General features: G+C 44.9%; 18 protein-coding genes. 9 read left to right on the forward strand and 9 right to left on the reverse strand.

Annotated elements, in window-relative coordinates; translation table 11 throughout:
- Window positions 1-142: 142 nt before the first annotated feature.
- The 5 genes from addB to hlpB all read left to right on the forward strand — a co-directional run bounded on the left by addB (window position 143) and on the right by hlpB (window position 12,465).
- Window positions 143-3,655: a helicase-exonuclease AddAB subunit AddB gene (gene addB / locus ACQCT5_RS16490; RefSeq protein ID WP_499643233.1), complete on the forward strand. Its 3,513-nt coding sequence runs from the start codon at window positions 143-145 to the stop codon at window positions 3,653-3,655.
- Window positions 3,655-7,425, forward strand: a complete 3,771-nt coding sequence (gene addA / locus ACQCT5_RS16495) for a helicase-exonuclease AddAB subunit AddA (protein WP_499643458.1) — start codon at window positions 3,655-3,657, stop codon at window positions 7,423-7,425. Before addB ends, addA begins: the two co-directional genes overlap by 1 nt.
- Before the next feature lie 70 nt (window positions 7,426-7,495).
- Window positions 7,496-8,677, forward strand: a complete 1,182-nt coding sequence (locus ACQCT5_RS16500; protein ID WP_499643235.1) for an exonuclease SbcCD subunit D — start codon at window positions 7,496-7,498, stop codon at window positions 8,675-8,677.
- Complete coding sequence (locus ACQCT5_RS16505; protein WP_499643236.1) at window positions 8,674-12,099, forward strand: AAA family ATPase; 3,426 nt, start codon at window positions 8,674-8,676, stop codon at window positions 12,097-12,099. Before ACQCT5_RS16500 ends, ACQCT5_RS16505 begins: the two co-directional genes overlap by 4 nt.
- Before the next feature lie 57 nt (window positions 12,100-12,156).
- Complete coding sequence (gene hlpB, locus ACQCT5_RS16510) at window positions 12,157-12,465, forward strand: HNH nuclease-like protein HlpB (RefSeq protein ID WP_499643238.1); 309 nt, start codon at window positions 12,157-12,159, stop codon at window positions 12,463-12,465.
- A 174-nt stretch (window positions 12,466-12,639) separates the two neighbouring features.
- Here the strand turns inward: hlpB and ACQCT5_RS16515 are convergent, their stop codons facing one another.
- The 7 genes from ACQCT5_RS16515 to ACQCT5_RS16545 form a co-directional block, all read right to left on the reverse strand.
- Window positions 12,640-12,858: a spore germination protein gene (locus ACQCT5_RS16515; protein WP_499643460.1), complete on the reverse strand. Its 219-nt coding sequence runs from the start codon at window positions 12,856-12,858 to the stop codon at window positions 12,640-12,642.
- Window positions 12,859-12,935: 77 nt separating this feature from the next.
- On the reverse strand, window positions 12,936-13,154 hold the full coding sequence (locus ACQCT5_RS16520; RefSeq protein ID WP_499643240.1) for a spore germination protein: 219 nt from the start codon (window positions 13,152-13,154) through the stop codon (window positions 12,936-12,938).
- A 23-nt stretch (window positions 13,155-13,177) separates the two neighbouring features.
- The gene (locus tag ACQCT5_RS16525; protein WP_499643242.1) at window positions 13,178-13,552 is read right to left on the reverse strand and encodes a spore germination protein GerPE; all 375 of its coding nucleotides are present in this window, start codon (window positions 13,550-13,552) and stop codon (window positions 13,178-13,180) included.
- Between the two features lie 3 nt (window positions 13,553-13,555).
- Window positions 13,556-13,732 carry a spore germination protein GerPD gene (locus ACQCT5_RS16530; protein ID WP_499643244.1) on the reverse strand — a complete coding sequence of 59 codons (177 nt, stop codon included), beginning with the start codon at window positions 13,730-13,732 and terminating at the stop codon, window positions 13,556-13,558.
- Between the two features lie 15 nt (window positions 13,733-13,747).
- Window positions 13,748-14,368, reverse strand: a complete 621-nt coding sequence (gene gerPC / locus ACQCT5_RS16535; protein WP_499643245.1) for a spore germination protein GerPC — start codon at window positions 14,366-14,368, stop codon at window positions 13,748-13,750.
- A gap of 85 nt (window positions 14,369-14,453) precedes the next feature.
- Window positions 14,454-14,717: a spore germination protein GerPB gene (locus ACQCT5_RS16540; RefSeq protein WP_499643247.1), complete on the reverse strand. Its 264-nt coding sequence runs from the start codon at window positions 14,715-14,717 to the stop codon at window positions 14,454-14,456.
- A gap of 26 nt (window positions 14,718-14,743) precedes the next feature.
- Entirely contained in the window at window positions 14,744-14,965 is a 222-nt protein-coding gene (locus tag ACQCT5_RS16545; RefSeq protein WP_499643249.1) for a spore germination protein, read from the reverse strand.
- 183 nt (window positions 14,966-15,148) lie between these two features.
- On the opposite strand from ACQCT5_RS16545, the gene ACQCT5_RS16550 reads away from it, so the two are divergent.
- Window positions 15,149-16,348 carry a DUF418 domain-containing protein gene (locus ACQCT5_RS16550; RefSeq protein ID WP_499643251.1) on the forward strand — a complete coding sequence of 400 codons (1,200 nt, stop codon included), beginning with the start codon at window positions 15,149-15,151 and terminating at the stop codon, window positions 16,346-16,348.
- A gap of 14 nt (window positions 16,349-16,362) precedes the next feature.
- Here the strand turns inward: ACQCT5_RS16550 and ACQCT5_RS16555 are convergent, their stop codons facing one another.
- Complete coding sequence (locus ACQCT5_RS16555; protein ID WP_499643253.1) at window positions 16,363-16,548, reverse strand: aspartyl-phosphate phosphatase Spo0E family protein; 186 nt, start codon at window positions 16,546-16,548, stop codon at window positions 16,363-16,365.
- A gap of 147 nt (window positions 16,549-16,695) precedes the next feature.
- Here ACQCT5_RS16555 and ACQCT5_RS16560 point away from each other — a divergent pair, with 147 nt between their 5' ends.
- Window positions 16,696-17,601 carry a fumarylacetoacetate hydrolase family protein gene (locus tag ACQCT5_RS16560; RefSeq protein ID WP_499643255.1) on the forward strand — a complete coding sequence of 302 codons (906 nt, stop codon included), beginning with the start codon at window positions 16,696-16,698 and terminating at the stop codon, window positions 17,599-17,601.
- Between the two features lie 312 nt (window positions 17,602-17,913).
- Here ACQCT5_RS16560 and ACQCT5_RS16565 read toward each other — a convergent pair whose 3' ends face one another.
- On the reverse strand, window positions 17,914-19,110 hold the full coding sequence (locus ACQCT5_RS16565; protein WP_499643257.1) for an ornithine--oxo-acid transaminase: 1,197 nt from the start codon (window positions 19,108-19,110) through the stop codon (window positions 17,914-17,916).
- 169 nt (window positions 19,111-19,279) lie between these two features.
- Here ACQCT5_RS16565 and ACQCT5_RS16570 point away from each other — a divergent pair, with 169 nt between their 5' ends.
- Window positions 19,280-19,633, forward strand: a complete 354-nt coding sequence (locus ACQCT5_RS16570) for a YisL family protein (protein WP_499643259.1) — start codon at window positions 19,280-19,282, stop codon at window positions 19,631-19,633.
- Window positions 19,634-19,829: 196 nt separating this feature from the next.
- Complete coding sequence (locus tag ACQCT5_RS16575; RefSeq protein ID WP_499643261.1) at window positions 19,830-22,757, forward strand: bifunctional diguanylate cyclase/phosphodiesterase; 2,928 nt, start codon at window positions 19,830-19,832, stop codon at window positions 22,755-22,757.
- Window positions 22,758-22,794 lie beyond the last annotated feature (37 nt).

A 22,794-nucleotide genomic window follows, 5' to 3' on the forward strand; every position in this document is an offset into this window, starting at 1 on the left:
TTGTATGCGGCTGGTTGGCATAACGGCCATTTTTTAAGTACAATAGAGGTGAGAAATTAATTATATAATCATAGATTTAGTGCGACCGGAGTAGTGAGAGCCGGTCGCCATTTTAACCATAGAGAAGTTTGGGGGAAATGCTGTGTCAATTCGTTTTTTGATAGGAAGAACAGGAAGTGGAAAAACAAAATGGTGTAGCGACCAGATCCTTCAGCAGTTGAAAGACGATCCGGAAGGCCCTCCGATTGTCTATCTTGTTCCAGAACAGATGACCTTCCAATCGGAATATCGGATGGTTCAATCGCCTGATATCCAGGGAATGATCCGGGCACAGGTATTCAGTTTTACCCGCCTTGCTTGGCGAATCCTGCAGGAGGTTGGGGGAATCAGCCGTTTTCATATTGATCAGACCGGGATACACATGCTTCTTCGCAAGGTGGTCGAGGAGCATAAAAATGAGTTTCATGTGTTTGGCCGTTCTGCCGAGCAGTTTGGCTTTATTGAACAGATGGAAGGTATGGTAACGGAATTCAAGCGTTACTGTGTAACACCTGAGCTATTGCAGGAAGAGATTGTCCGTATAAAGGATGATAGCACCATTTCAGAACATGAAAGAATGCTCGCCAAGAAGCTGACGGATATTTTGGTGGTCTACCGCCAATTGGAGCAAACCCTTGAAGGCAAATATGTGGATGGAGAGGATTATCTGCAGTTGCTGGTTGAAAAGATCCCTTTTTCCTCTTATATAAAACAAGCAGATATTTTTATAGATGGTTTTCATAGTTTTACACCACAGGAAGTAGAGGTCCTGAAGCAACTTATGATGCATGCCAGGTCTGTTACCGTTGCTCTTACATTGGACAAGCCCTATGACGAAGAGGCGCCATATGATCTCCATCTGTTCCGGTCAACGGGCACCACTTACCAGAAACTGAAAAATATTGCACTTGAAGAAGGATGCGAAGTGGAGGCGCCTATTTTAATGGAAGATGCCCACCGCTTTACGGAATCCGATTCCTTGCGGCATTTGGAACAATATTTTGATGTAAGACCTACCGTGGCTTACCCCGGTAAAGGTGAGGTCTCCATTTTGCAGGCTGTAAACAGAAGAGCGGAGATCGAAGGAATAGCACGGGAAATCACATCGCTTGTTCGTGACAAGGGTAACCGCTATAAGGATATTGCTGTCATTGTCCGCAATGCCGAGTCCTATGTGGATTTGATCAATACGGTTTTCAAAGATTATGAGATTCCCTTTTTCATCGATCAGAAGCGTACGATGCTTCATCATCCGCTTGTAGAGCTTTTACGTTCGAGTATCGAGGTCATCACTCGTAACTGGCGCTATGAATCTGTTTTCCGCTGTGTAAAAACGGATTTCTTTTATTCGATGGATCAGGATATAGAAGAGATGCGGGAGAAGACGGACAAGCTGGAGAACTATTGCCTTTCCTATGGAATTCAGGGGAAAAGGTGGACGGCGAAAGAATCTTGGAGATACCGTCGTTTTTTCAGTATTGATACCGAAGGCCCTTATGTGCAGACAGATGAAGAGCTTGCCTACGAACAGGAAATCAATGAACTGAGAAGTATGATTGTGGAGCCGCTGTCGATGCTTGAGAAGCGATGGAAGCGTTCGAAGTCCATTGAAGGCTACTGCAAGGCGCTATACGAATATATGGAGGACCTTGGAATTCCAGCGAAACTGGAGAACCGGATGAAAATGGCCGAACAAGCAGGGAACCTATCATTCGCAAAAGAAAATGAGCAGGTGTGGAAAGCGATCATTGGAATGCTCGATCAGATGGTGGAGCTGATTGGAGATCAGCCTATAAGCATGGCGCTGTTTTCAAAAATGCTGGAGAGCGGGTTGGAAAGCCTGCGCTTCAGCCTTGTACCGCCAGCCATCGATCAGGTGATTGTTGCAAACTTTGATTTGTCAAGACTGACGGATATCAAGCACAGCTTTGTCATTGGTGTAAACGAAGGGGTCATTCCTGCCAAAATCAAGGATGAAGGCTTTGTGTCAGAGGAAGAGAGGGAGCTTCTCGCAAGCTTCGGACTGGAGCTTGCACCAACTAGCCTGGAAAGATTGCTAGATGACCATTTTCTCGTATATTCTGCTTTCCTTTCTCCTTCACATCAGCTTTATATCAGCTATTCCCTGGCTGATGAAGAAGGGAAATCACTTTTGGCTTCCTCCTATATAAAGAGAATGAAGGAGATGTTCCCGGAAGTGGAGGAAAGGCTGATGATGAATGAACCTGCAGAGCTATCCCAGGAGGAGCAGCTGATGTTTGTCCATACCCCGGGCACTACGCTTTCCAATCTGGCGGTTCAGCTACAGGCTTGGATGAAAAAATATCCCGTCGATCCTGTATGGTGGGATGTGTATAACACTCTTCTTGAGGATGAACAGTGGAACGGGCGAACCGAGCAGGTGCTGCAGAGTCTGTTCTATAGAAATGAAGCGAAAAAGCTGGAAGTGGGCGTCAGCAGACAGCTTTACGGCGATCATATGGAAGCCAGTGTATCAAGAATGGAGAAATTCAGTGCCTGTGCTTTTTCACACTTCGCTTCCCATGGGTTGAAGCTAAAGGACAGGCAAATCTATCGCCTGGAGGCACCGGATATCGGACAGTTGTTTCATGCTGCACTGAAAACTATTTCCGATAGTCTCCGCCATAAGGGCAGTGACTGGAAGTCGTTGACAAAGTCTGATTGTGAACTGTTGGCAAAAGAAGCGGTAGATCTACTTGCACCTAAGCTGCAAGGGGAAATTCTTTTAAGCTCCAACCGTTTCCAATATATAAAAAGAAAGCTAGAAACCATCATTACGAGAGCAACACAAATCCTGAGTGAGCATTCAAGGGCAAGTAAATTCACGCCAGTTGGCCTTGAGCTTGGATTCGGCCAGAAGGAAGAGCTGCCTCCGATCAGGGTGGATCTGCCTAATGGGGTATCCATGGAGCTTGTCGGGCGAATTGACCGTGTTGATAAGGCAGAAGGCTCCAATGGCTTGCTGCTTCGGATCATCGACTATAAATCCAGCAATAAAGCATTGGATCTGACGGAAGTGTACTATGGATTGGCCTTGCAGATGCTGACCTATCTGGATATCGTCATCTCCCATTCAGAGGGTTGGCTTGGAACTCAGGCGTCACCTGCAGGGGTCCTTTATTTCCACGTGCATAATCCCATGATAAAAACCAATGGCATGGCACCTGAGGATATCATTGAAGAGGAGATCTTCAAAAGCTTCAAAATGAAGGGACTTCTTTTAGGAGAAGAGGAATCTGTCCGTCTCATGGATCAGACGCTTGATAAAGGGCATTCCCAAATTGTTTCCGCAGGCCTTAAGACCAATGGGGAGTTCTACTCCAATTCGTCAGTGGCAAGTGAAACGGAATTCACCTATTTAAGAAATTATGTGAGACAGACCTTCGAAGACATCGGGATGAAAATATCAGAAGGTGAAACGGGCATTGCCCCTTACAAGCTGAAAAACCAAACACCATGTACCTTTTGTTCCTATAAATCGTTCTGTCAATTTGATACCTCGCTTGACGAGAACGACTATAGATTGCTGACAAATATACCGAAGGATGAAATCATGGATTCCATCAAAAGAAAAGTGGAAGGAGGAGGTCAATGATGGGGATGGAACTATTACCAAAACCGGTGGATGCACAATGGACGGATGACCAGTGGAAGGCAATTGTCGCAAGCGGCAGGGATATACTAGTTGCGGCGGCTGCCGGATCCGGGAAGACGGCGGTTCTGGTAGAACGGATGATTCATAAGATTGTGCAGGAGCATGTAGATGTGGACCGCCTCCTTGTTGTGACCTTTACGAATGCATCAGCAGCTGAAATGAGGCATCGAATCGGGGAAGCGTTGGAAGGTCAGCTGGAAAAAAGGCCCGCATCGCTTCATCTTCGCAGGCAGCTATCCTTGCTGAACCGTGCTTCCATTTCGACTATCCACTCCTTTTGCTTGGATGTAGTGAGAAAATACTATTACCTGATCGATATCGATCCGAGCTTCCGCATTGCAGATACAACGGAGATCCAGCTGATGCAGGAAGAAGTACTGGAGAACGTCTTTGAGGAAGAGTATGGAAAAGAGGGGAATGACGCTTTCTTCGACCTGGTGGATCGTTATACGAACGACCGGACAGATGGAGCGCTCCAAAAGCTGGTACTGGATCTACATGAGTTTTCAAGGGCAAATCCGGCACCTGAGAAGTGGCTGGAAGATATCGCTGCTTTCTATCAGTCTACCAGCCAGCTTCCTATCGATGATCTTCCGTTTATCTCCATGCTTAAAAGTGAGATGGAGCTGCAATTTCTTGGGGCACAGAGTCTATTGGAAAGAGCGATGGAGATAACCCTTGAACCTGGAGGGCCAGCTCCCCGTTCCGTCAATATCGAAGAGGACACAAAGCAGCTGGCAAGACTGCAGGCTGCACTTGGGGAATCATGGAGTGTGCTATATGAAGAGATGCAGAGCCTTGATTTTCCAAGGGCGAAAACATGCCGTGGAGATGAATTTGATAAAGAACTGATCGAAAGCTGGACCAAGGTGCGAAACAAGGCCAAAGGAATCGTTCAAGGCATCAAGGACGAGCTGTTTTCCAGACGACCTGAATCCTTCCTCAAGGACCTGGAGGAACTGGCTCCTGTCATGAGCACTTTGGTGGAGCTGGTAAAGGAATATGGAAGACAGTTCAGCATGTTGAAGCAGGAGAAGGGTCTGGTGGATTTTTCTGACCTGGAGCACCTCTGTTTAAGTATCCTACGTACGCCGACTGGCTCAGGCTTCGAAAGATCGGAAGCCGCTCTAAGGTATCAAGCCACATTTAAAGAAGTGATGGTGGATGAATACCAGGATACGAATATGGTGCAGGAGGCAATCCTGAAGCTTGTGACGAAGGAAGAGGAAGAGGCTGGAAATATGTTCATGGTAGGAGATGTGAAGCAGTCCATCTATCGCTTCCGTCTGGCAGAGCCGTTCCTTTTCCTGAGCAAATACAAGAGGTTCGGCACCACAGGGGAAAATGGTGGGCTTCGCATCGATCTTAACCGCAACTTCCGTTCAAGAACAGAGGTGCTGGATGCCACCAATTTTATCTTCAAGCAGATCATGGGAGAGACGGTCGGGGAGATCGACTACAATGAAGAGGCCGAATTGAAGTTTGGTGCAGCCAATTATCCACAAGCCGACGATAGGGAAACGGAACTGCTGCTTGTTGACCGGAGCGACCATTCCGCCGATGAATCATTCGGAGTGTCAGAAGATGATTTCAGTCCCTCCGCCTTTGACAAGGTGGAACTGGAGACGGCTCAGGTGGAGGCAAAATTGATTTCACGGAAAATCAAAAAGCTGATTCAGTCCGGCTACAAGATCTATGATAAAGATGAAAAGCGCATGCGTCCTGTTACCTACAGGGATTTTGTCATCCTGATGCGCTCGATGCCATGGGCTCCGCAATTCATGGAAGAGTTCAAGCAGGAGGGGCTCCCATTATATGCAAACCTGAGCACGGGATATTTCGAGGCAACAGAGGTTGCAATCATGCTTTCATTATTGAAAATTATCGATAATCCATATCAGGATATCCCGCTTGCCTCTGTTTTAAGGTCCCCGATTGTGGGACTTGATTCCAATGAACTCGCACTCATACGAATTCAGCAGAGGAAAGGGAACTATTTTGACGCACTTTTGGTTTTCCTGAATAAAACTCCTGATAGTGTAGAAGAAAAAGAGGTTGTCAGAAAGGTGAAGGCCTTTTATGAGATGCTTCAGAACTGGAGGACATCAGCCAGGGAAGGGGCGTTATCTGAGCTTATCTGGCAGATCTACCAGGATACCCACTTCTACGACTTTGTCGGGGGGATGCCAGGCGGCAAGCAGCGTCAGGCGAATCTGCGTGCTCTGTATGACCGAGCAAGACAATACGAATCGACCTCTTTCCGGGGACTGTTCCGATTCCTGCGTTTCATTGAGAGAATGCAGGATAGAGGCGAGGATTTGGGAGCGGCAAGGGCACTTGGTGAGCAGGAGGATGTCATCCGCCTTATGACCATCCATTCCAGCAAAGGGCTCGAGTTTCCAATCGTCTTTGTTGCAGGCCTATCCAGGCAGTTCAATATGATGGATTTAAACAGCAGCTATCTCCTGGATAAGGAGCTTGGATTCGGTTCGAAATATGTAAACGCACGCTTGCGCATCACCTACCCGACGCTATTGCAGCTGGCATTGAAGCGCAAAGCAAAGGCCCAGCTGATTGCAGAGGAAATGCGGGTGCTTTATGTAGCACTGACCCGGGCGAAAGAGAAGCTTTATCTTGTTGGAACGGTGAAGGATTTTGAAAAATCCAGATTACAATGGAATGAGTCTGCAGACTCCAATAACTGGCTGTTGCCTGACTATGCAAGAGCCGCGGCAAAATCCTATATGGATTGGGTAGGACCGGCATTGGTCAGACATCAAGACGCTGACGAGCTCCGCGAAGGGGCTACATCTACGCTCGTACCAGAGGAGATAACCCAACACCCTGCTTCTTGGAAGATTACTGTCACCAATGTGCAGGAATTGCTGGAAGAACTGGAGGCTGCCAAACTGGAAGAGAATGACCTTCTGGAAAAAGTGAAGCATGGCCTTCATGTAGATATCCAAAGCCCCCTCTTTGAGAAGGTAAAATCGCAGCTGCATTGGCAATATCCATTTAAGGATGCGAGCAGGCACCGCTCGAAGCAGTCGGTATCCGAGCTGAAACGGATGAAGGAGCAGCAGGATCCTTATGCGGATCACTCTCTTGTCCAGACCGAACGAAAATACTTTTTGGACAGACCGACTTTTCTGCAGAAAAAACGTTTGTCCCCATCAGAAATTGGAACAGCGATGCATTCCTTCATGCAGAACATCCGACTGGACCAAAGCAGCTTCACCCGGGAAGAGCTGCAGGGAATGATCCTGGAAATGGTTCAAAAAGAACTGCTTACGAGTGAACAGGCTGAAGTTATAGATATAAGCGCTGTACAGTCCTTCTTTTCTACACCGATCGGCAAGCGGATGTTGCATGCCAAAAAGGTCCATCGTGAGGTTCCATTCAGCTTTGCCTTAAAAGGAAGCGAGATTGGGAACGATGCAGAGCTAAAAGAAGAAACCGTTCTTGTACAAGGGGTCATCGACTGTCTGATCGAGGATGAGGATGGACTGATACTGCTTGACTATAAAACAGATGCGATTAAAGGAAGGTTTGCAAACGGCTTTGAAGAGGCAGAACCGATTTTGAGAAATCGCTACCGGGAACAGGTTTCCTTATACGGCAAAGCGGTGGAGCAGATCTGGAATAAAAAGCTTACTGCCAAATACCTTTATTTCTTTGATGGAAATCATTTGGTGAAGATAGAAGAATAGAAAAAGTGCACAGGCGGAGAGGAGAAGGTTCCGATCCGCTTGCGTCCTTTTCCGATAGGGGGAAGAAAGATTGAGAATACTGCATACGGCCGATTGGCATTTGGGCAAGACACTCGAAGGGAGAAGCAGATTACCAGAGCAGGCTCAATTTCTCGATGAGCTAGCTACGATTGTAGAAGAAGAAAAGATCGATGTCATCCTGATGGCAGGTGATGTGTATGATACCGTAAATCCGCCAGCACAAGCGGAGGTGCTATTTTACGAATCCTTGCAAAAGCTTTCTGACAAAGGACGACGACCTGTAGCTGTGATTGCCGGGAATCACGATAATCCGGACAGACTTTCCGCATCCCAGCCACTCGCATCCACTCAGAGCATATCCTTACTAGGCTACCCTATCACGGATGTACAATCCATTCATATTCCAACTACAGGTGAACTGCTGAAGCTTGCATCCCTGCCATATCCTTCCGAATCAAGGCTGAACGAGGTGCTCTCGGAAACTTTTGATGAAAAAGTTATTCGCGACCATTATGATGCACGGATCCGTCAACTTTTTGAAAAGATGTGTGAGAGTTTTACAGCTGATTCGGTGAATATTGCGATGAGTCATCTGTTCGTTGCAGGAGGCAGCTCCAGTGATTCAGAAAGGCCGATCGAGGTGGGAGGGGCATTTACGGTTGCTGCCGAAAGCCTGCCGCATCAGGCTCAGTACGTTGCACTCGGTCACCTGCACAGACCCCAGACAATCAAGCGGGCGAAAACGCAGGCACGCTATTCAGGTTCGCCGCTTGCCTACAGCTTTTCGGAGGCCGGCTATGCAAAGAGTGTAACAATCATAGACGCTGTGCCAGGGAAAGAAGTTGCGACAAACGAGGTCTTTTTGTCTAGCGGAAAACCTCTGGTGCGTTGGAAGGCAACTGAAGGATTACAGCAAGTTTTTGGCTGGCTAGAGGAGAAAAGGGATTCAAATGCCTGGATTGACCTGGAGATACATGTGACAAACGCGCTATCCATGGAGGAAATTCACCGTGTTAGAAAGCTGCATGATGGCATCCTTCACATCAGGCCCGTCTTCCCGGAAATGGTGGAAGAACGTAATATGGTGAAAATGGACAGCATGCCGATCGAAGAGCTGTTTGTACGGTTTTATGAAAAGCAATCGGGCGGGGCGCAGCCTGAAGAAGAGCTTGTACGTTTATTTTTATCCCTATTGAATGAAGAAAAAACGGGAAAGAAGGTGGAAGCATGAAGCCGATAAGTTTGACAGTGGCTGGTTTGCACAGCTTTCGCGAAAGGCAGGTAATAGATTTTGAATCCCTTTGCCAAGGCGGTGTATTTGGGATATTCGGTCCGACAGGAAGCGGGAAGTCTTCCATTTTGGATGCGATGACACTTGCCCTTTACGGAAAAGTGGAGCGCGCTTCCAATAATACACAAGGAATCATGAATCATGCTGAAAATGTGCTGGAAGTTTCCTATGTATTTGAATTGGAAAATGCCAAAGGCAAGCAGCGGTTCAAAGTGGAGCGTACGTTCAAAAGAACGGATGATATCCGTGTAAAATCAGGCATTTGCCGACTGTCGGAAATCAGGGATGAGGAGCATCTTGTGATTGCCGATAAAGCGGGGGAAGTAAACCTGGCGGTGCAGGAAATCCTCGGCTTGACCATTGATGACTTTACCCGTGCGGTGGTGCTTCCCCAGGGCAAGTTTGCGGAATTTCTCTCTCTAAAGGGTGCGGATAGACGACAGATGCTGCAGCGACTATTTCAACTGGAGAAATACGGCGATGAGCTTTCCCGCAAAATCAAGGAAGAGCTTCATGGGAAAACCCGCCTCCATGGTGAAATCCAAGCGGAACAGCTGGGGCTTGGAGAAGCATCGGATGAAGCTGTAAAGACGGCAGAAGAGGCCTATAAGGAATTGGAAGGGGCTGTAACCTCTTCCGAAAAAGTCCTTCAGGAAATCGAAATACTTTTCGAGGAAAAAAAGAAAAAGTGGGAGTGGCAGGCAGAAAGAGGTCAGGTCGAGCTTTCCCTTAATAGGATGCTAGAAGTCGAGAGCCACATGAAGGATTTGGAAGAGAAGGTCTCTCTTGCTCAGCAGGCCTCTTCATTGAAGCCCCTATTGGATGACCTGATGGAAGTCGAGGAATCGTTGGATAAGTGGCAGTGTCAGTTTGAACAGGACACCATCAAACATAGTACGGCAAAAGAGCTCCTGAAAAAAGCGGTGGAGATCTATGAAGCAGCAAGAAAGAAAAAAGAATTGCAACATCCGGAGCTTCTCCGGAAAAAGGAGCGGCTGACAAGGGCTAAGACATTAGAAGACGGTCTGGCTCCGTTAAAAACGGAATTGAAGAAGCTTGAAGAAGAGCTAGAACATAAAAAGGAAAATTTATCCAAAGAAGAGCTTTTAGAAAATCGGACAAGGGATATTCATCAGAAGGCACTAGCCAAGCAAAAAAGCTTGAAGGCGGAATTGGCGGGCATCTCCCTTTCAGCGAATAGAATGGATGAGCTCCAGCAAGCTTTTGAAAAAAAGCAGGAAATCTCCCAGAACCAAAAGAAGCTGCAAGATACCAACGAAGAAACGCAGAAATTGTTTGAAAAACTGCAGCAATATCAGAAAGATAACAGTCATGCAAAGACTGGGCTTCAAGAAGGGAAAAAAGGGCTTTTGGCATTTTTCAAAAGCACGGAAAAATATTATGCGGCCAGCTCCCGCCTGACAGTTGAGCTCGATTGGGTTGGACGTCAGGTTGAGAAATTCCTTCAAGATGAAAGGAATTTGGAGGAAGAACTGAAAATCCATCAGCTTGCCATGGAACTTGTCAAATCGTTGGAAGAAGGAGAGGCATGTCCTGTATGCGGCTCCACTCATCACCCTAGTCGACCTGATCATGAAAGCATGAAGGAAATTGCCAGCAGCAAGGAAGATAACGGAATGGAAGCTCTGATCCCTTCCATTCAAGCGGAAAGGCAGAAAAATGTTACCGTGAAGCTGAAGCTTGAACAGCTGGCTACCGAATTGTATCAAGAGCTCGAAGGATCCTATTCCTTGCCGGACCCGAATCCCTCCACGGAGCAAATGGACGAGTGGGAAAAGGAATACCGTGAAACTGCTGAACCTGCGGAACTATTATTAAATAGATTCCATAAGATTGAGACCGAGCAGAAGGGCTTGCAGCAGGACCTGATCCATGTTCAGGAACGTAAGGCACAGCTCGATCTTTCTCTAAGAAAATCAAGCCAAGATGTCAGTGAAACGGCAAAGCTCATGCAATCTTTCGAGGAGCAGTGGGCAGGCTGGAATGAAAGATTGGTAGAATTGCGTAATGTTCATGCAGAGTTTTGCGCCGCCTGGAAAGAGCAATTCCCTAATCTGAAGCTGGAAACAATTGAAGCAGACTATCTGGCTGCAAAAGATGTGGAAAAGCAGATGAAAGTACTGCAGGAGCGAATTAACACAAGTGTTGAATTTATTGAAGAAAAAGAGCGGGAATTACGGACGGTGCAGGAGCGTAAGCAGGAAGTAGAAAAGCTTGTATTCCAGGAGAATCTCGTAAAGAAGCAACTTCTCAACCGAATCGAGGAAACAAGTGGTGAAATAAAAGCTGTTGTGGGAGATCTATCCATTCTTCATGAACTGCAGCAGGTGGAAGAGAACCTGCTGAAGCTGAATAAAATGGAAGAAGATGCCTATCAGGAATGGACTTCAGCTCAAAACGACTATCACGAATGGGATAAAAAAGTGAAACAGAGTGAACATATGGTTGCCGAAACCTCTTCACGCAAGGACCTTCTTTTAGTTAAGTGGAGTTCAGCCTTTGAGAAGAGTACCTTCACATCCAAGGAGGAAGTGGAGACCGCCATCAGGTTCCTAGATAATATGGATAGTTGGGAAAAAGAGACGAAAAGCTATTGGGATGAGCGCAATATGCTGGAAAAAGATCGGAATCGATTGAGTGCCTTAATCGGGGAAGAGTCCATAAATGAAACGGAATGGATGGACATCCAAGGAAGAGTGCAGGAAAACAGAAAAAGGCTACGAATGGAAATTGAAGCAAAAAGTGCCGCACATCATCACCTTTCCGCAGTAAAGGAAAGAAATGGACGATACCGTAGTCTTGAAGAAAAGAAAGAGCAGCTTTCCGATGAAATAGGCTCCTATCAGAAGCTGCAGGCGATCTTCAAGGGGAACAGCTTTGTTGAATACTTGGCTGAAGAACAGTTGCATCAAATCAGCCGCGATGCATCCGAGCGTCTAGGGCATCTTACTCGACAACGCTATGCGCTCGAGATGGATTCCCAGGGCGGATTCATCATTCGGGATGATGCAAATGGCGGAGTAAGACGACCTGTATCCTCTTTGTCCGGAGGAGAGACATTCCTGACCTCCTTAGCATTGGCATTGTCACTTTCGGCACAGATCCAACTAAGAGGAGAATATCCGCTTCAATTCTTCTTCCTGGACGAAGGCTTTGGAACACTGGATTCCGAACTGTTGGACGCTGTAGTAACCGCTCTCGAAAAACTTCAATCCAATCATCTGGCAGTAGGAGTCATCAGCCATGTGCAAGAACTGAGAGCCAGACTCCCAAGGCGCCTGGTGGTCACCCCAGCCCAGTCGGAAGGGACAGGTTCCGTGGTCACATTGGAAAATCTGTAATTGGGTAGCATAGGGATAGTGGAAGTTTAACGAAATGGACCGGAGGAAGGTTTTCAGATGGGGAAGAAGAAAAAGGCGATTGGAACATGTGAGCTGTGTCTGCGGGAACAGGTGGAGACGACCATCCATCATCTGACACCAAAAGAGATGGGCGGAACATTCCTGCCTACAGCAGATCTTTGCATCCCCTGCCATAAGCAGATTCATGCTCTATATACCAATGCTGAACTGGCTATCCGTCTAAATACGATCGGCCTCCTGCAGGATGATCCGAAGATAGCCTCGTTCCTCAAATGGATCCAAAAACAGCCATCCACCAGAATACCGGTCACCCGGAAATCAAACGAAAGAAAGAAAAGAAGATAAATATAGATAATACAATGTGAGCTTAATGGAAGCTTTAAGTAACCATATAGCAAAAGGCCTTGCCCAGGTTTCGGGGCAAGGCCTTTTGAATATACGTCGACATAAAAGGGGAAACTCCTGCCGGGGTCTGGCCCCTTTTAAAAATTTTACTTAAGAATTTAACAAAAAATTAAACTAATTGTTGGCGATGATATCCTGGTCGTTGATGTCTGGGTCGATTGTGTTGGTGGCGCTGAGGCCGTTGTTGGTGATGATGAAGTTACCGGTGTTAAAGGCTCCGGAGCCTGCTGAGGTCTTGGAGGCGCTTTTTGGAGAGATGTAGAAGGAATCCCCAAAATTGATGACGCCTCCCCCGACACTGTTGATTGCTACAGGACCGACAATAGCTGGCATGTAAGACATCCTTTTTTGTATACGTGATAGTACAGTATATGATTTAGGGTTTAATATGTTCAGCAATGCGCTTAGTACTATTCATTGGCTGCGATATTCTGGTCATTTACATCAGGGTCGATGGTATTGGTGGCACTTAAACCGTTATTTGAGATAATAAAATTTCCGGTGTTAAAGGAACCCGATCCTCCATGGGTTTTGCCGGTTTCCTTTGGTGAAATATAGAAGGAATCCCCGAAATTCATTGTTCCTCCCCCGACACTATTTACTTGAACTGGCCCTACAATGGCTGGCATTTATTTCCCTCCTATTCATCCAACTAGGTAGAAGAAGAACTTCCTATTAGCTGGCGTATATGCTTTATCCTTGCTTCGGCAAAAATGGAATTGGAAGATCCGACCTGTAAGATTGATGAAGAGGACACACCTTTAACAGAAATGTTGTTTACAATAATATTTGGATTCACATTGGAAATTTGTGTATTTATATTCTCTGTTATAACGGGAGTCGGCGTATTCATATTGAAAATAGGATATGCGGCAAAACTGCCCTCATTCCCGTAGTAGCGTGGATATTCCCTTTTCACAGCCAAGGCCTTGCTTTTTGCATTGATGCAATATGAATCTCCGATATGCAAGTAGGAACTGAATGAAAGCGATAAAACATTCACTTCATCGACCATAGAGATTCTCATTGTCTATTCCACCGTCAGCGGTACAAATGGACCAATTATGAGGGATTCCGCCGGCGTGTCGAAGTACGAGGAGAGGCAGATATTTTGCGTGTCTCCAACCAAGAAAATGGAGGAGGAGGATACTCCTAGAATATCTATGTTCTGAACATAAAGTCCATGATTGACCACGTTAAAATTCAATGAAAACACCACTCTTTATATTTTATTTGGGAGATTTTGGATAAATGCTACAAATGCCTGTTGCATATCCGCTTTTAATTTCTGTTCGGCTAACTCTTTTATTTTTTCATCACTCAACCCTTTTTCCACTGCTTCGGTTGTAGACTGGTTTAACGTGTGTTCTATCCTTTTCGGAAGCTGTTTGCAGACATCCTGTATCATGAAGTCGTAGTAGTGCTCCTCAAGCGACTTGCCTTGAATCTTTGCGATATCCCTGATCTCCTGATGGCCGTTCTTTGTCAGGTAATCTCTCAGGTTTGATTCAATGGACTTAGCCAACTGTTGGTTCCTTTGTGGTACAGGAACCTCCATGTTGTTTTGCGTGACGACAAAATCCTCTATTTCACCTGCTGACCCGGGTGTAAGACCAATATTTAGAGTCCCCTCGAGAGTCTCCACTTTTAATTGGTCGAACTTATATTCAATCCGTTCGATATTCATGCTTGGTTTTTCTTTGATCCGGATGATCTCCTGCTGCATTTGTGTGAGAGCCTCTTCCAAGGTTGTAATCTGCTTTGCCTGCTTAGCAGTTATCTCCAAAAATTTCTGCATTTGCTGCTGCGATTCGTATAAATATTGCTGAATATTATAGTACATTCGACCACCCCTTTCACTTACAAATTGGCAATACGAGATTCAGTACTACTGTATGCAAATGAGTGTAGTTGGGTGAATGCCCAGATTATTTTTTCTCTCTGACTGTCCCTTCCAACGGGACGAATGGTCCGGAATATGTTTGCTGATCTGAAACCTGCTCTTCCTGTCCTTGCTGTATTGCAGCGCTGGAAGTCGGTGCAGGTCCGGTAAAGCCACCAGTATTATTTAAATTGGAAAGTGCTTTAATGACACCGGCGCTTCCAATTTGAAAAACGGAGGAGTTGGTCACTCCCCCAATCTTGATTTGATGAATGTTTATGCTTTGGTTGATAAAAAAATTGGTGGTCATCCTGCATCCTCCGTTTCCCTCTGCCATTACATATTTAATGCAATTGGCTGGTCATTGACATCTTGATCATACGTATTAGTCTGACTATTTGTGTTGCTTATGGTGACTCTATCTCCAGTGTTAAAACTTCCCGAACCTGCAAATGTTTTGGCTGCACTATAAGGAGACATCTGAAATACATCCCCTATATGGAAAATGCCTGAATTCCCTATACTGTTCACATTTACAGCTCCGACGATAGCTGGCATACTCGGCATCTCCTTTTCAACATTTCGTCACAAAGTGGTCTACCCTGCGCATTTGCTATTATCCTATGACAAATGCCCGGTATGGTGAGTAGAAATTGGGTGATTCTCTATAAGAGATATCTCGTATAGGAATATTTAGGTAAATCAGCTATAATATACGTATCATTTGATGGGAGGAATAGGATGAAAGCTGCTCCGATACAAGAGAAAGATAGAATCATTGCTTTAGATATTATTAGAGGTTTGGCGATACTCGGGATTTTCCTGGTTAACATGCCATCTTTTTTTTCGCCAATGCTCTATGTGGACCAGCGTACATACTGGACTGACAGATTGGATATCTGGACGGTAAATTTTGTAGACATAGTGGCACAGGCAAGCTTTTATACCTTGTTTTCCTTTTTGTTCGGGTACGGATTCATCATTTTCATGGACCGTCTGAAAGAAAAGAATTTATCCGTTCCAAAGTATTTTTCCAGAAGGCTATTGGTACTCCTCGCAATAGGGTGCATTCATGCATTCCTGATATGGCATGGTGATATTTTGATTACATATGCCATCACCGGTTTTCTGTTATTGCTCATGAGAAACCTGACATCAAAAGCAATGGTATGGACCGGCATGCTTCTGATTGCCATCCCTACCTTCCTGTTGACTCTGTTAACGTTACTATCCATGATGATGATGGATGGGGGCTTCAACGTTTACAAGGGGTATCACGGTACAGTGCTGCAGTCACTGGAGGTGTATGCGAATGGAACGTTCATGGAGATTACCAGACAGAGAATGGAAGACTGGGCATTTGTAAATATAGCCAACTCGGTCTTTATTATTCTATCCATCTTACCCTTGTTCCTTTTCGGTGCAGCGGCAGCCAAGGCCAAATGGCTTCAAAAGGTGGAGGATAAGCTCGGATTCTTTAAAAAGCTATGGGTGCTGACCTTGGTTTTAACATTGGTCTTTAAGTTGCTTCCTTATTATGCGGGGAAAAACCTTGCGGTGGATTATCTGCAGGATTCTATTGGGGGACCAGCAAGTGCTGTTTTCTATTTTCTGACCATTGTCCTTGCAACAAGGAAGGGTATAGTTCTTAAACTGCTTTCTCCTTTGAGATATGTAGGGAAAATGAGTTTGACAAACTATTTGTTTCAGTCCGTGCTCTGTACCTTCATTTTTTACAGCTATGGATTGGGACTGTATGGAAGTTTCCGGCCGTTCCAGGGGCTACTTCTTGTTATTGCGGTATATGCGGTACAGATACTTTTGAGCAAGGTATGGCTGTCCCGTTTTCATTACGGTCCAATGGAGTGGCTATGGAGAATGGGGACGTATGGTAGGAGATCTCCGCTTAGAAAAAGCACAAATGAAAAGATGCGAGAATAACATCTCGCATCTTCCTATTGGGCAAAAGAATAGTTATTTGATTGATGAATGGGAATGGAAAGCAATTGCTGCTCCCATTGTTTGTTCAATAAAGCATCTAACTCCTGACTGCATTGAACCGTTTCAGCAGCGGTAAATCCATACTCTTTCGCATAATGAATCATTTGTTTTCTCTTTAATTCAATTGTCAAAGCTAACATACGACTCTACTCCATTTTTATAAGATGCAATCGATTGTCCTAATTATGGCATGGTTAGAAAAAGAAAAAAAGGACTTCGCTAAAACAAGTCATAATATAACAAAATACTACAAAAAACGTTTCGATAGGAAAGGGAGATCAACCATTATGCATTTTCTTACTGCACAGTTTAAAGGGAAAACATTTGTAGGCTTAACAGACGAAGCACAACAGTATGTCATTGATCTTCATGAAACGGATCGGGTGAAGAATGGTGTACAGACCTTGCCGCAAACACTGGAAGGATGTATTGAACTGGGAGATTGTTTCCTGGATAAGGCTGCAGATTTAAGAGATTGGGTGTTAACACAGAGGGAGGCGCCAACCTATTTCTATAAAATGGAGGAGGTCACCCTTTTAGCTCCCCTACCTCGACCTGCCAAAAATGTACTGTGTGTCGGAAAAAACTATAAAGATCATGTATTGGAGATGGGAAGCGAAGGGGACATTCCGGAACACATCATGATTTTTACAAAAGCGCCAACTTCGGTTATTGGGGATGGGGATGATATTTTCCTCCATGAAAGTCTGACAAGCCAGCTAGACTATGAAGGGGAGTTGGCAGTGGTAATCGGAAAGAAAGGAATAGGGATAAAAGAGGAAGAGGCTTATGATTACGTTTTCGGCTACACGATCATCAATGATATTACGGCCCGTGACATGCAAGCGCGTCATAAACAGTTCTTTCTTGGAAAAAGCCTTGATGCATCCTGCCCTATGGGACCGGTTATTGTTCATAAGTCTGCTATCGATGATCCCCATGATCTTGAAATCAGTACCCGCGTTAACGGTGAAATAAGGCAGCATGCTCGAACTGACCTGATGATCTTTTCCATATCCGAGATGATTGCCACGTTGTCCAAAGGGATGACGCTGGAACCGGGCGATATCATTGCAACCGGGACACCAGCCGGAGTCGGTAAAGGCTTTAATCCACCAAGGTTTTTGAAGCGTGGGGATGTAGTGGAGGTATATGTAGAAGGGATAGGTAAGCTTACGAATACAGTTAATTGAGTGGATTGTGGATGGTATGGAGCGTGTTGCCGCACTTTATGTGTTAGGAGCAAGCTTTTTTGTGTATAGAAGTTGGCGGTGCAAGTCCGGAATTCCTATTTATTGTAAAGTAGATAGATTGTTACCTAGTCTGGATAGATTACATCCGTTTTTGGATAGATTACCCAAAAATGTGGATAGAATAAGCGGGGTTTTCGCTAGATTAACCGGTGTTTTGGATAGAATACCGAATTCCGCAGCCAATCCACAATAAAAAACCAGGCACTCCTCCCAAAAATTAAGGAGTGCCTGGTTCAATTTCTTACTATAATCCTAAACAGATAGCACTTTCTTCACTTTACCGATTGCCCAATCAAGATCTTCCTGTGAAATCACAAGAGGTGGAGCAAAACGAATCACCGTTTCATGTGTTTCTTTGCATAGGAGTCCTTCTTCTTTCAGCTTCTCGCAGTACGGACGGGCAGCTTCCGTTAACTCCACACCTATAAACAATCCTCTGCCGCGAATATCTTTGATGATAGGGTTGTTTATTTTACGCAATTCTTCTTGCATATAGTTGCCAAGCTCGAATGATCTTTCCACCAGCTTTTCCTCTTCGATGACTTCGAGGGCTGCCATGGAAACGGCACATGCAAGCGGATTTCCTCCGAAAGTGGAGCCATGGGAACCAGGGTTGAATACGCCTAGGATGTCCTTGTTTGCTGCAACGCATGAAATAGGGAAGACCCCTCCGCCCAGTGCCTTGCCAAGGATATACATATCCGGCTCTACATTTTCCCAGTCACACGCAAACAGTTTACCGGAGCGGCCAAGGCCTGCCTGTATTTCATCTGCTACATACAGGACATTGTTCGCTTTACAAACGTCGTACGCAGCTTTCAGGAAACCATCAGCAGGGATGTTGATGCCTGCTTCCCCTTGGATCGGTTCAAAAATGAATGCAGCTGTATTAGGGGTGATAGCACTCTCCAAAGCTTCAATACTTCCATATGGAATAACTTTGATTCCCGGAAGCATCGGTCCGAAGCCTTCCTGGTACTCTTCACTTGATGACATGGAAACGGCTGTCATGGTACGTCCATGGAAATTGTCCTCACAAACAATGATTTCCGCTTGATTGACAGGCACTTCCTTCACCTCGTAGGCCCAGCGGCGAACTGCTTTGACCGCTGTTTCTACAGCTTCAGCTCCAGTGTTCATCGGCAATACCATGTTTTTATTTGTCAGTCCTGCGACTTTTTCATACCACGGTCCAAGCTGGTCATTATGGAAGGCGCGGGAAGTCAATGTGATTTTTTCGGCTTGATCTTTCAGTGCCTGAATGATCTTTGGATGACGGTGGCCCTGGTTTACAGCGGAATATGCGCTAAGCATATCCATATATTTGTTGCCTTCCGGATCCTCCACCCAAACTCCTTCCGCCTTGGAAATGACGATCGGAAGCGGATGATAGTTGTTTGCTCCAAATTTTTCTGTAATGCTGATGATGTCGTGAGTTTTAGTGGTCATGTATGAAATACCTCCATCTAATCAGTGTAATGGCTTTCAAAAATATTATAGCATTGTTAAAATTCAAAATCTTATATTAAGGGAAAAAAGACGATTTATTTAGGTTTTTTAGCAAAACATGGTATGATACAAGTATTGTATTTTACTTGAATGTAAGGAGGAAATACGCATGACACATGCACATATTTCAACGTGGGCAGTTGCACTGATTCTATTTGTTGTAGCTATTGCTTTGCAAAAAAGCGGCAAAGCCAAAGGTGCCAAAATCGTCTCCATGGTTTTACGATTGTTCTACATATTGATTGTTGTTACAGGGGTACTTCTGCTTTGGAACATTAATATTACAGGGGACTATGTCATTAAAGGGTTAATGGGGATTGTTGTCATCGGTCTGATGGAGATGATTTCTGTTCGAACAAGAAAGGGCAAATCCACCACAGTCCTGTGGGTCATTTTTGCTGCTGCGTTTGCATATGTTTTATATTTAGGTTTCAGTTTGGATATGGGAATGAACTTCTTCTGATTTTCCACAAAAATGTCTGATCATCATCTATTGATGTCAGACATTTTTTTTTGCCATACATCCCCAATATTCTTCTACGAATGTTTTCAATTTTACATGTTTTCCACTCTATAACTATGGTAAAGTTAAACTGAATAAATTGTAAAATATGCACTTGTTTTGCAAAAAGATGTAGAACACATAGGAGTTTGTGCTTATGAAAACTTTAAATCTTACATACAACAATCCAAAAGATATAGTTCTTTTTATTCAAGAGCATGATATAGACTCCCATTCTGAGGTACTTGTCCATATGTACGCGGGATCTATGGATAAGGAAGAACTAAATGGAATTATTAAGGAAATCAAAGGGAATCTCCCTCAGGCACAGATAGTAGGTGCTTCAACTGATGGGGAAATTTCCAATGGAGTGATTTCCACGAATAAGATAATCATCTCATTTATGCTATTTGATAAGACGCGTGTTCATACCTCGATGTATCCACTTGAGGAATGTCAAGCCTTGGATAAATTAGGGCAGCAGATTGTACAGGAAATGATAACGGAAAAGACGAAGCTTGTTCTTCTTTTGGCTAATGGTCTGCATTTCGACTACGATCGGTTGGCACAGGGGCTGGGACAATATTCAGATAAAATGGAAGCGAAAATATTTGGTGCGTTGGCAGGTGCGAACGGTGAATTTGGGGAGACCTATGTTTGGTTGAATGACACTATTACAGTCAATGGTATAGTGGCGATTGCTCTTGATAGTGAGGAACTTGAGGTTTACCCATTATCGAATCACTGCTGGAAAGAGATTGGCACCACATTTCTCATGACAAGTGCAGCAGGGAACATCATTCAATCCATTAATCACTTGACTCCCCTTACCATTCTGAAAAAATATCTCGGGGAGCAGTTTGTAAAAGAACTGCCGCAGAGTGGAACGCAGTTTCCCATGATGACGGTCCGAAATGGGAAGAAAACTCCTTTATTTATTACACAGGTTTTGGAGGATGGTGGAGTCAAGGTGGATAGAAGGGTATACGAAGGGGAATCCTTCACCTTTTCCTATGCAGATGCCCAAGGAATTATTGATACGACGAAACTACAGATAGAAGATCTGGTTAATAAACCGGTGGAATCCATCCTTATTTTTAACTGTATGGCACGAAGAAGATATTTCGGTCATTTTGTTGAAAAGGAAATTGCTGCACTGCAGGAGGTTGCCCCAACAATAGGATTCTTTTCTTATGGCGAGATCGATCATTCCTCAAGGGGGCAAGTGGATTACGTCAGCTTTTCAAGCATCACCCTCGCAATGAGCGAATCAACGGAGATCAAGAAAAGGTCCCCTTTGAAGGTTGATTTTGAAATGCCGAATGAAACAAAGGCGGTTCTGGCACTATCACATTTGGTTGATGCGTCCTCGCGTGATATTGCAAAACTTAATAAGAGTATTGAAAAATCGGAGCAGCGGTATAAGTCTTTGTTTGAGCACAATTCAGATATTGTGTTTTCCATTGACCTTTTCGGAAGAGTGCTAAGTGTCAACCCCCGATTCTCGGAAATTTTCGGGTTCACCGAAAAGCAGATATTGAAGAAAAGTGCGTTAAGCTTCTTGAAGCCAAGTGACGTGGAAAGGGTATCTAATCATTTCTTTCAGGCCTTGCAAGGGATAGAGCAAACTTATGAAGTGGACCTCATGGAACGGGAAGGCCAGGAACGCACCTATCTGATCAAGCACATTCCCATTATTGTTCACGGGGAACGCGCAGGGGTCTATGGAATAGGCAGAGATATTACAGCCCAGAAGAAAGCGGAAGAGCGCGTCGCATACTTGGCTTATTTTGACGCTGCTACAGCCTTGCCGAACAGGCAGAATTTCAGTGATCGATTAACAGAAGAAATGGAAGAGCTCAAAAAAGCCAAATCAAAGCAGAAGCTGGCAGTGCTGTTCATCGATTTTGACCGATTTAAGCTCATAAATGATAGTTTGGGGCATTACGTAGGGGATAAGTTGTTGATACACATCATTGACAGAATCAGGAAGATGCTGCCAAACAAAAGCTATCTCGGCAGGTTTGGCGGAGATAAATTCACCCTTTCTATATCCGACTACAAGAGCATTGATGAAGTCATCAACATTGCCCAGGTACTATTGAATACAATCAATAAGCCTATTCTTTATAATGAGCAGGAATTCTATGTCACAGCAAGCATCGGAGTAAGCCTTTTCCCTTGTGATGGTGTGAATGCAGAAAGTTTATTGAAGAATGCGGACGCTGCCATGAACCAGGCAAAGAAACTTGGAGGGAATCGCATAAAATTCTATTCCAATGATATGAACCACCAGGCAATGTTCCGGATTGAGCTTGAAAGTTATCTGAGAAAAGCATTGGAAAAGAACGAGTTTTTCCTTTGCTACCAACCCTTTATCGATATACAGTCGAAACGGGTGATTGGTGCCGAAGCGTTGATTCGGTGGGATCATCCTAAATTGGGTCTGGTCTCTCCGGCGGAATTCATCCCATTAGCGGAAGAAACTGGCCTTATCACCGATATCGGGATATGGGTGCTCCGTTCAGCATGTCGCGAGGCCAAAAGGTGGCAGCAGATAGGTCTCGGTTATATGACCATATCCGTTAATGTATCAGCTCATCAATTCCAGCAGCCAACGTTTATTGAGGAAGTGAAAACGGCATTGGAGGCCAGTGGTCTCGCACCTTCCTATCTTCAGCTGGAGCTTACCGAAAGCGTCATGCTCCGCAATGCCACATACAGCATAGCGGTCATGAAGGAACTGCAGGAGCTTGGAGTCCAGCTTTCGGTTGATGATTTCGGTACCGGATATTCCTCGCTAAGCTATTTGAGGGACTTGCCCATCAATAATTTGAAGATTGATCGGAGTTTTATCAAGAATCTCCGTTTTGACTCTAAAGATGTAGCTATTGTAAATGCAATTGTTACGATGGGGAAAGGGTTGAACCTCAAAGTGATTGCAGAAGGGATAGAATCCGAGGACCAATTGCAGTTATTGGAAAAACTATCCTGTGACGTTGCACAGGGATATCACCTATCCAAGCCGCGTGAGCAGGAAGAGTTTGAAAGGTTTATCCAGGAGCGTCTCCAGAGTTTCATATAAAGGGAAAAAGCACCGTTTATCAGCAAAATTGCTGATA

The sequence above is a fragment of the Sutcliffiella halmapala genome, assembly GCF_050107295.1.
GTDB classification, from domain to species: domain Bacteria; phylum Bacillota; class Bacilli; order Bacillales; family Bacillaceae_I; genus Sutcliffiella_A; species Sutcliffiella_A halmapala_A.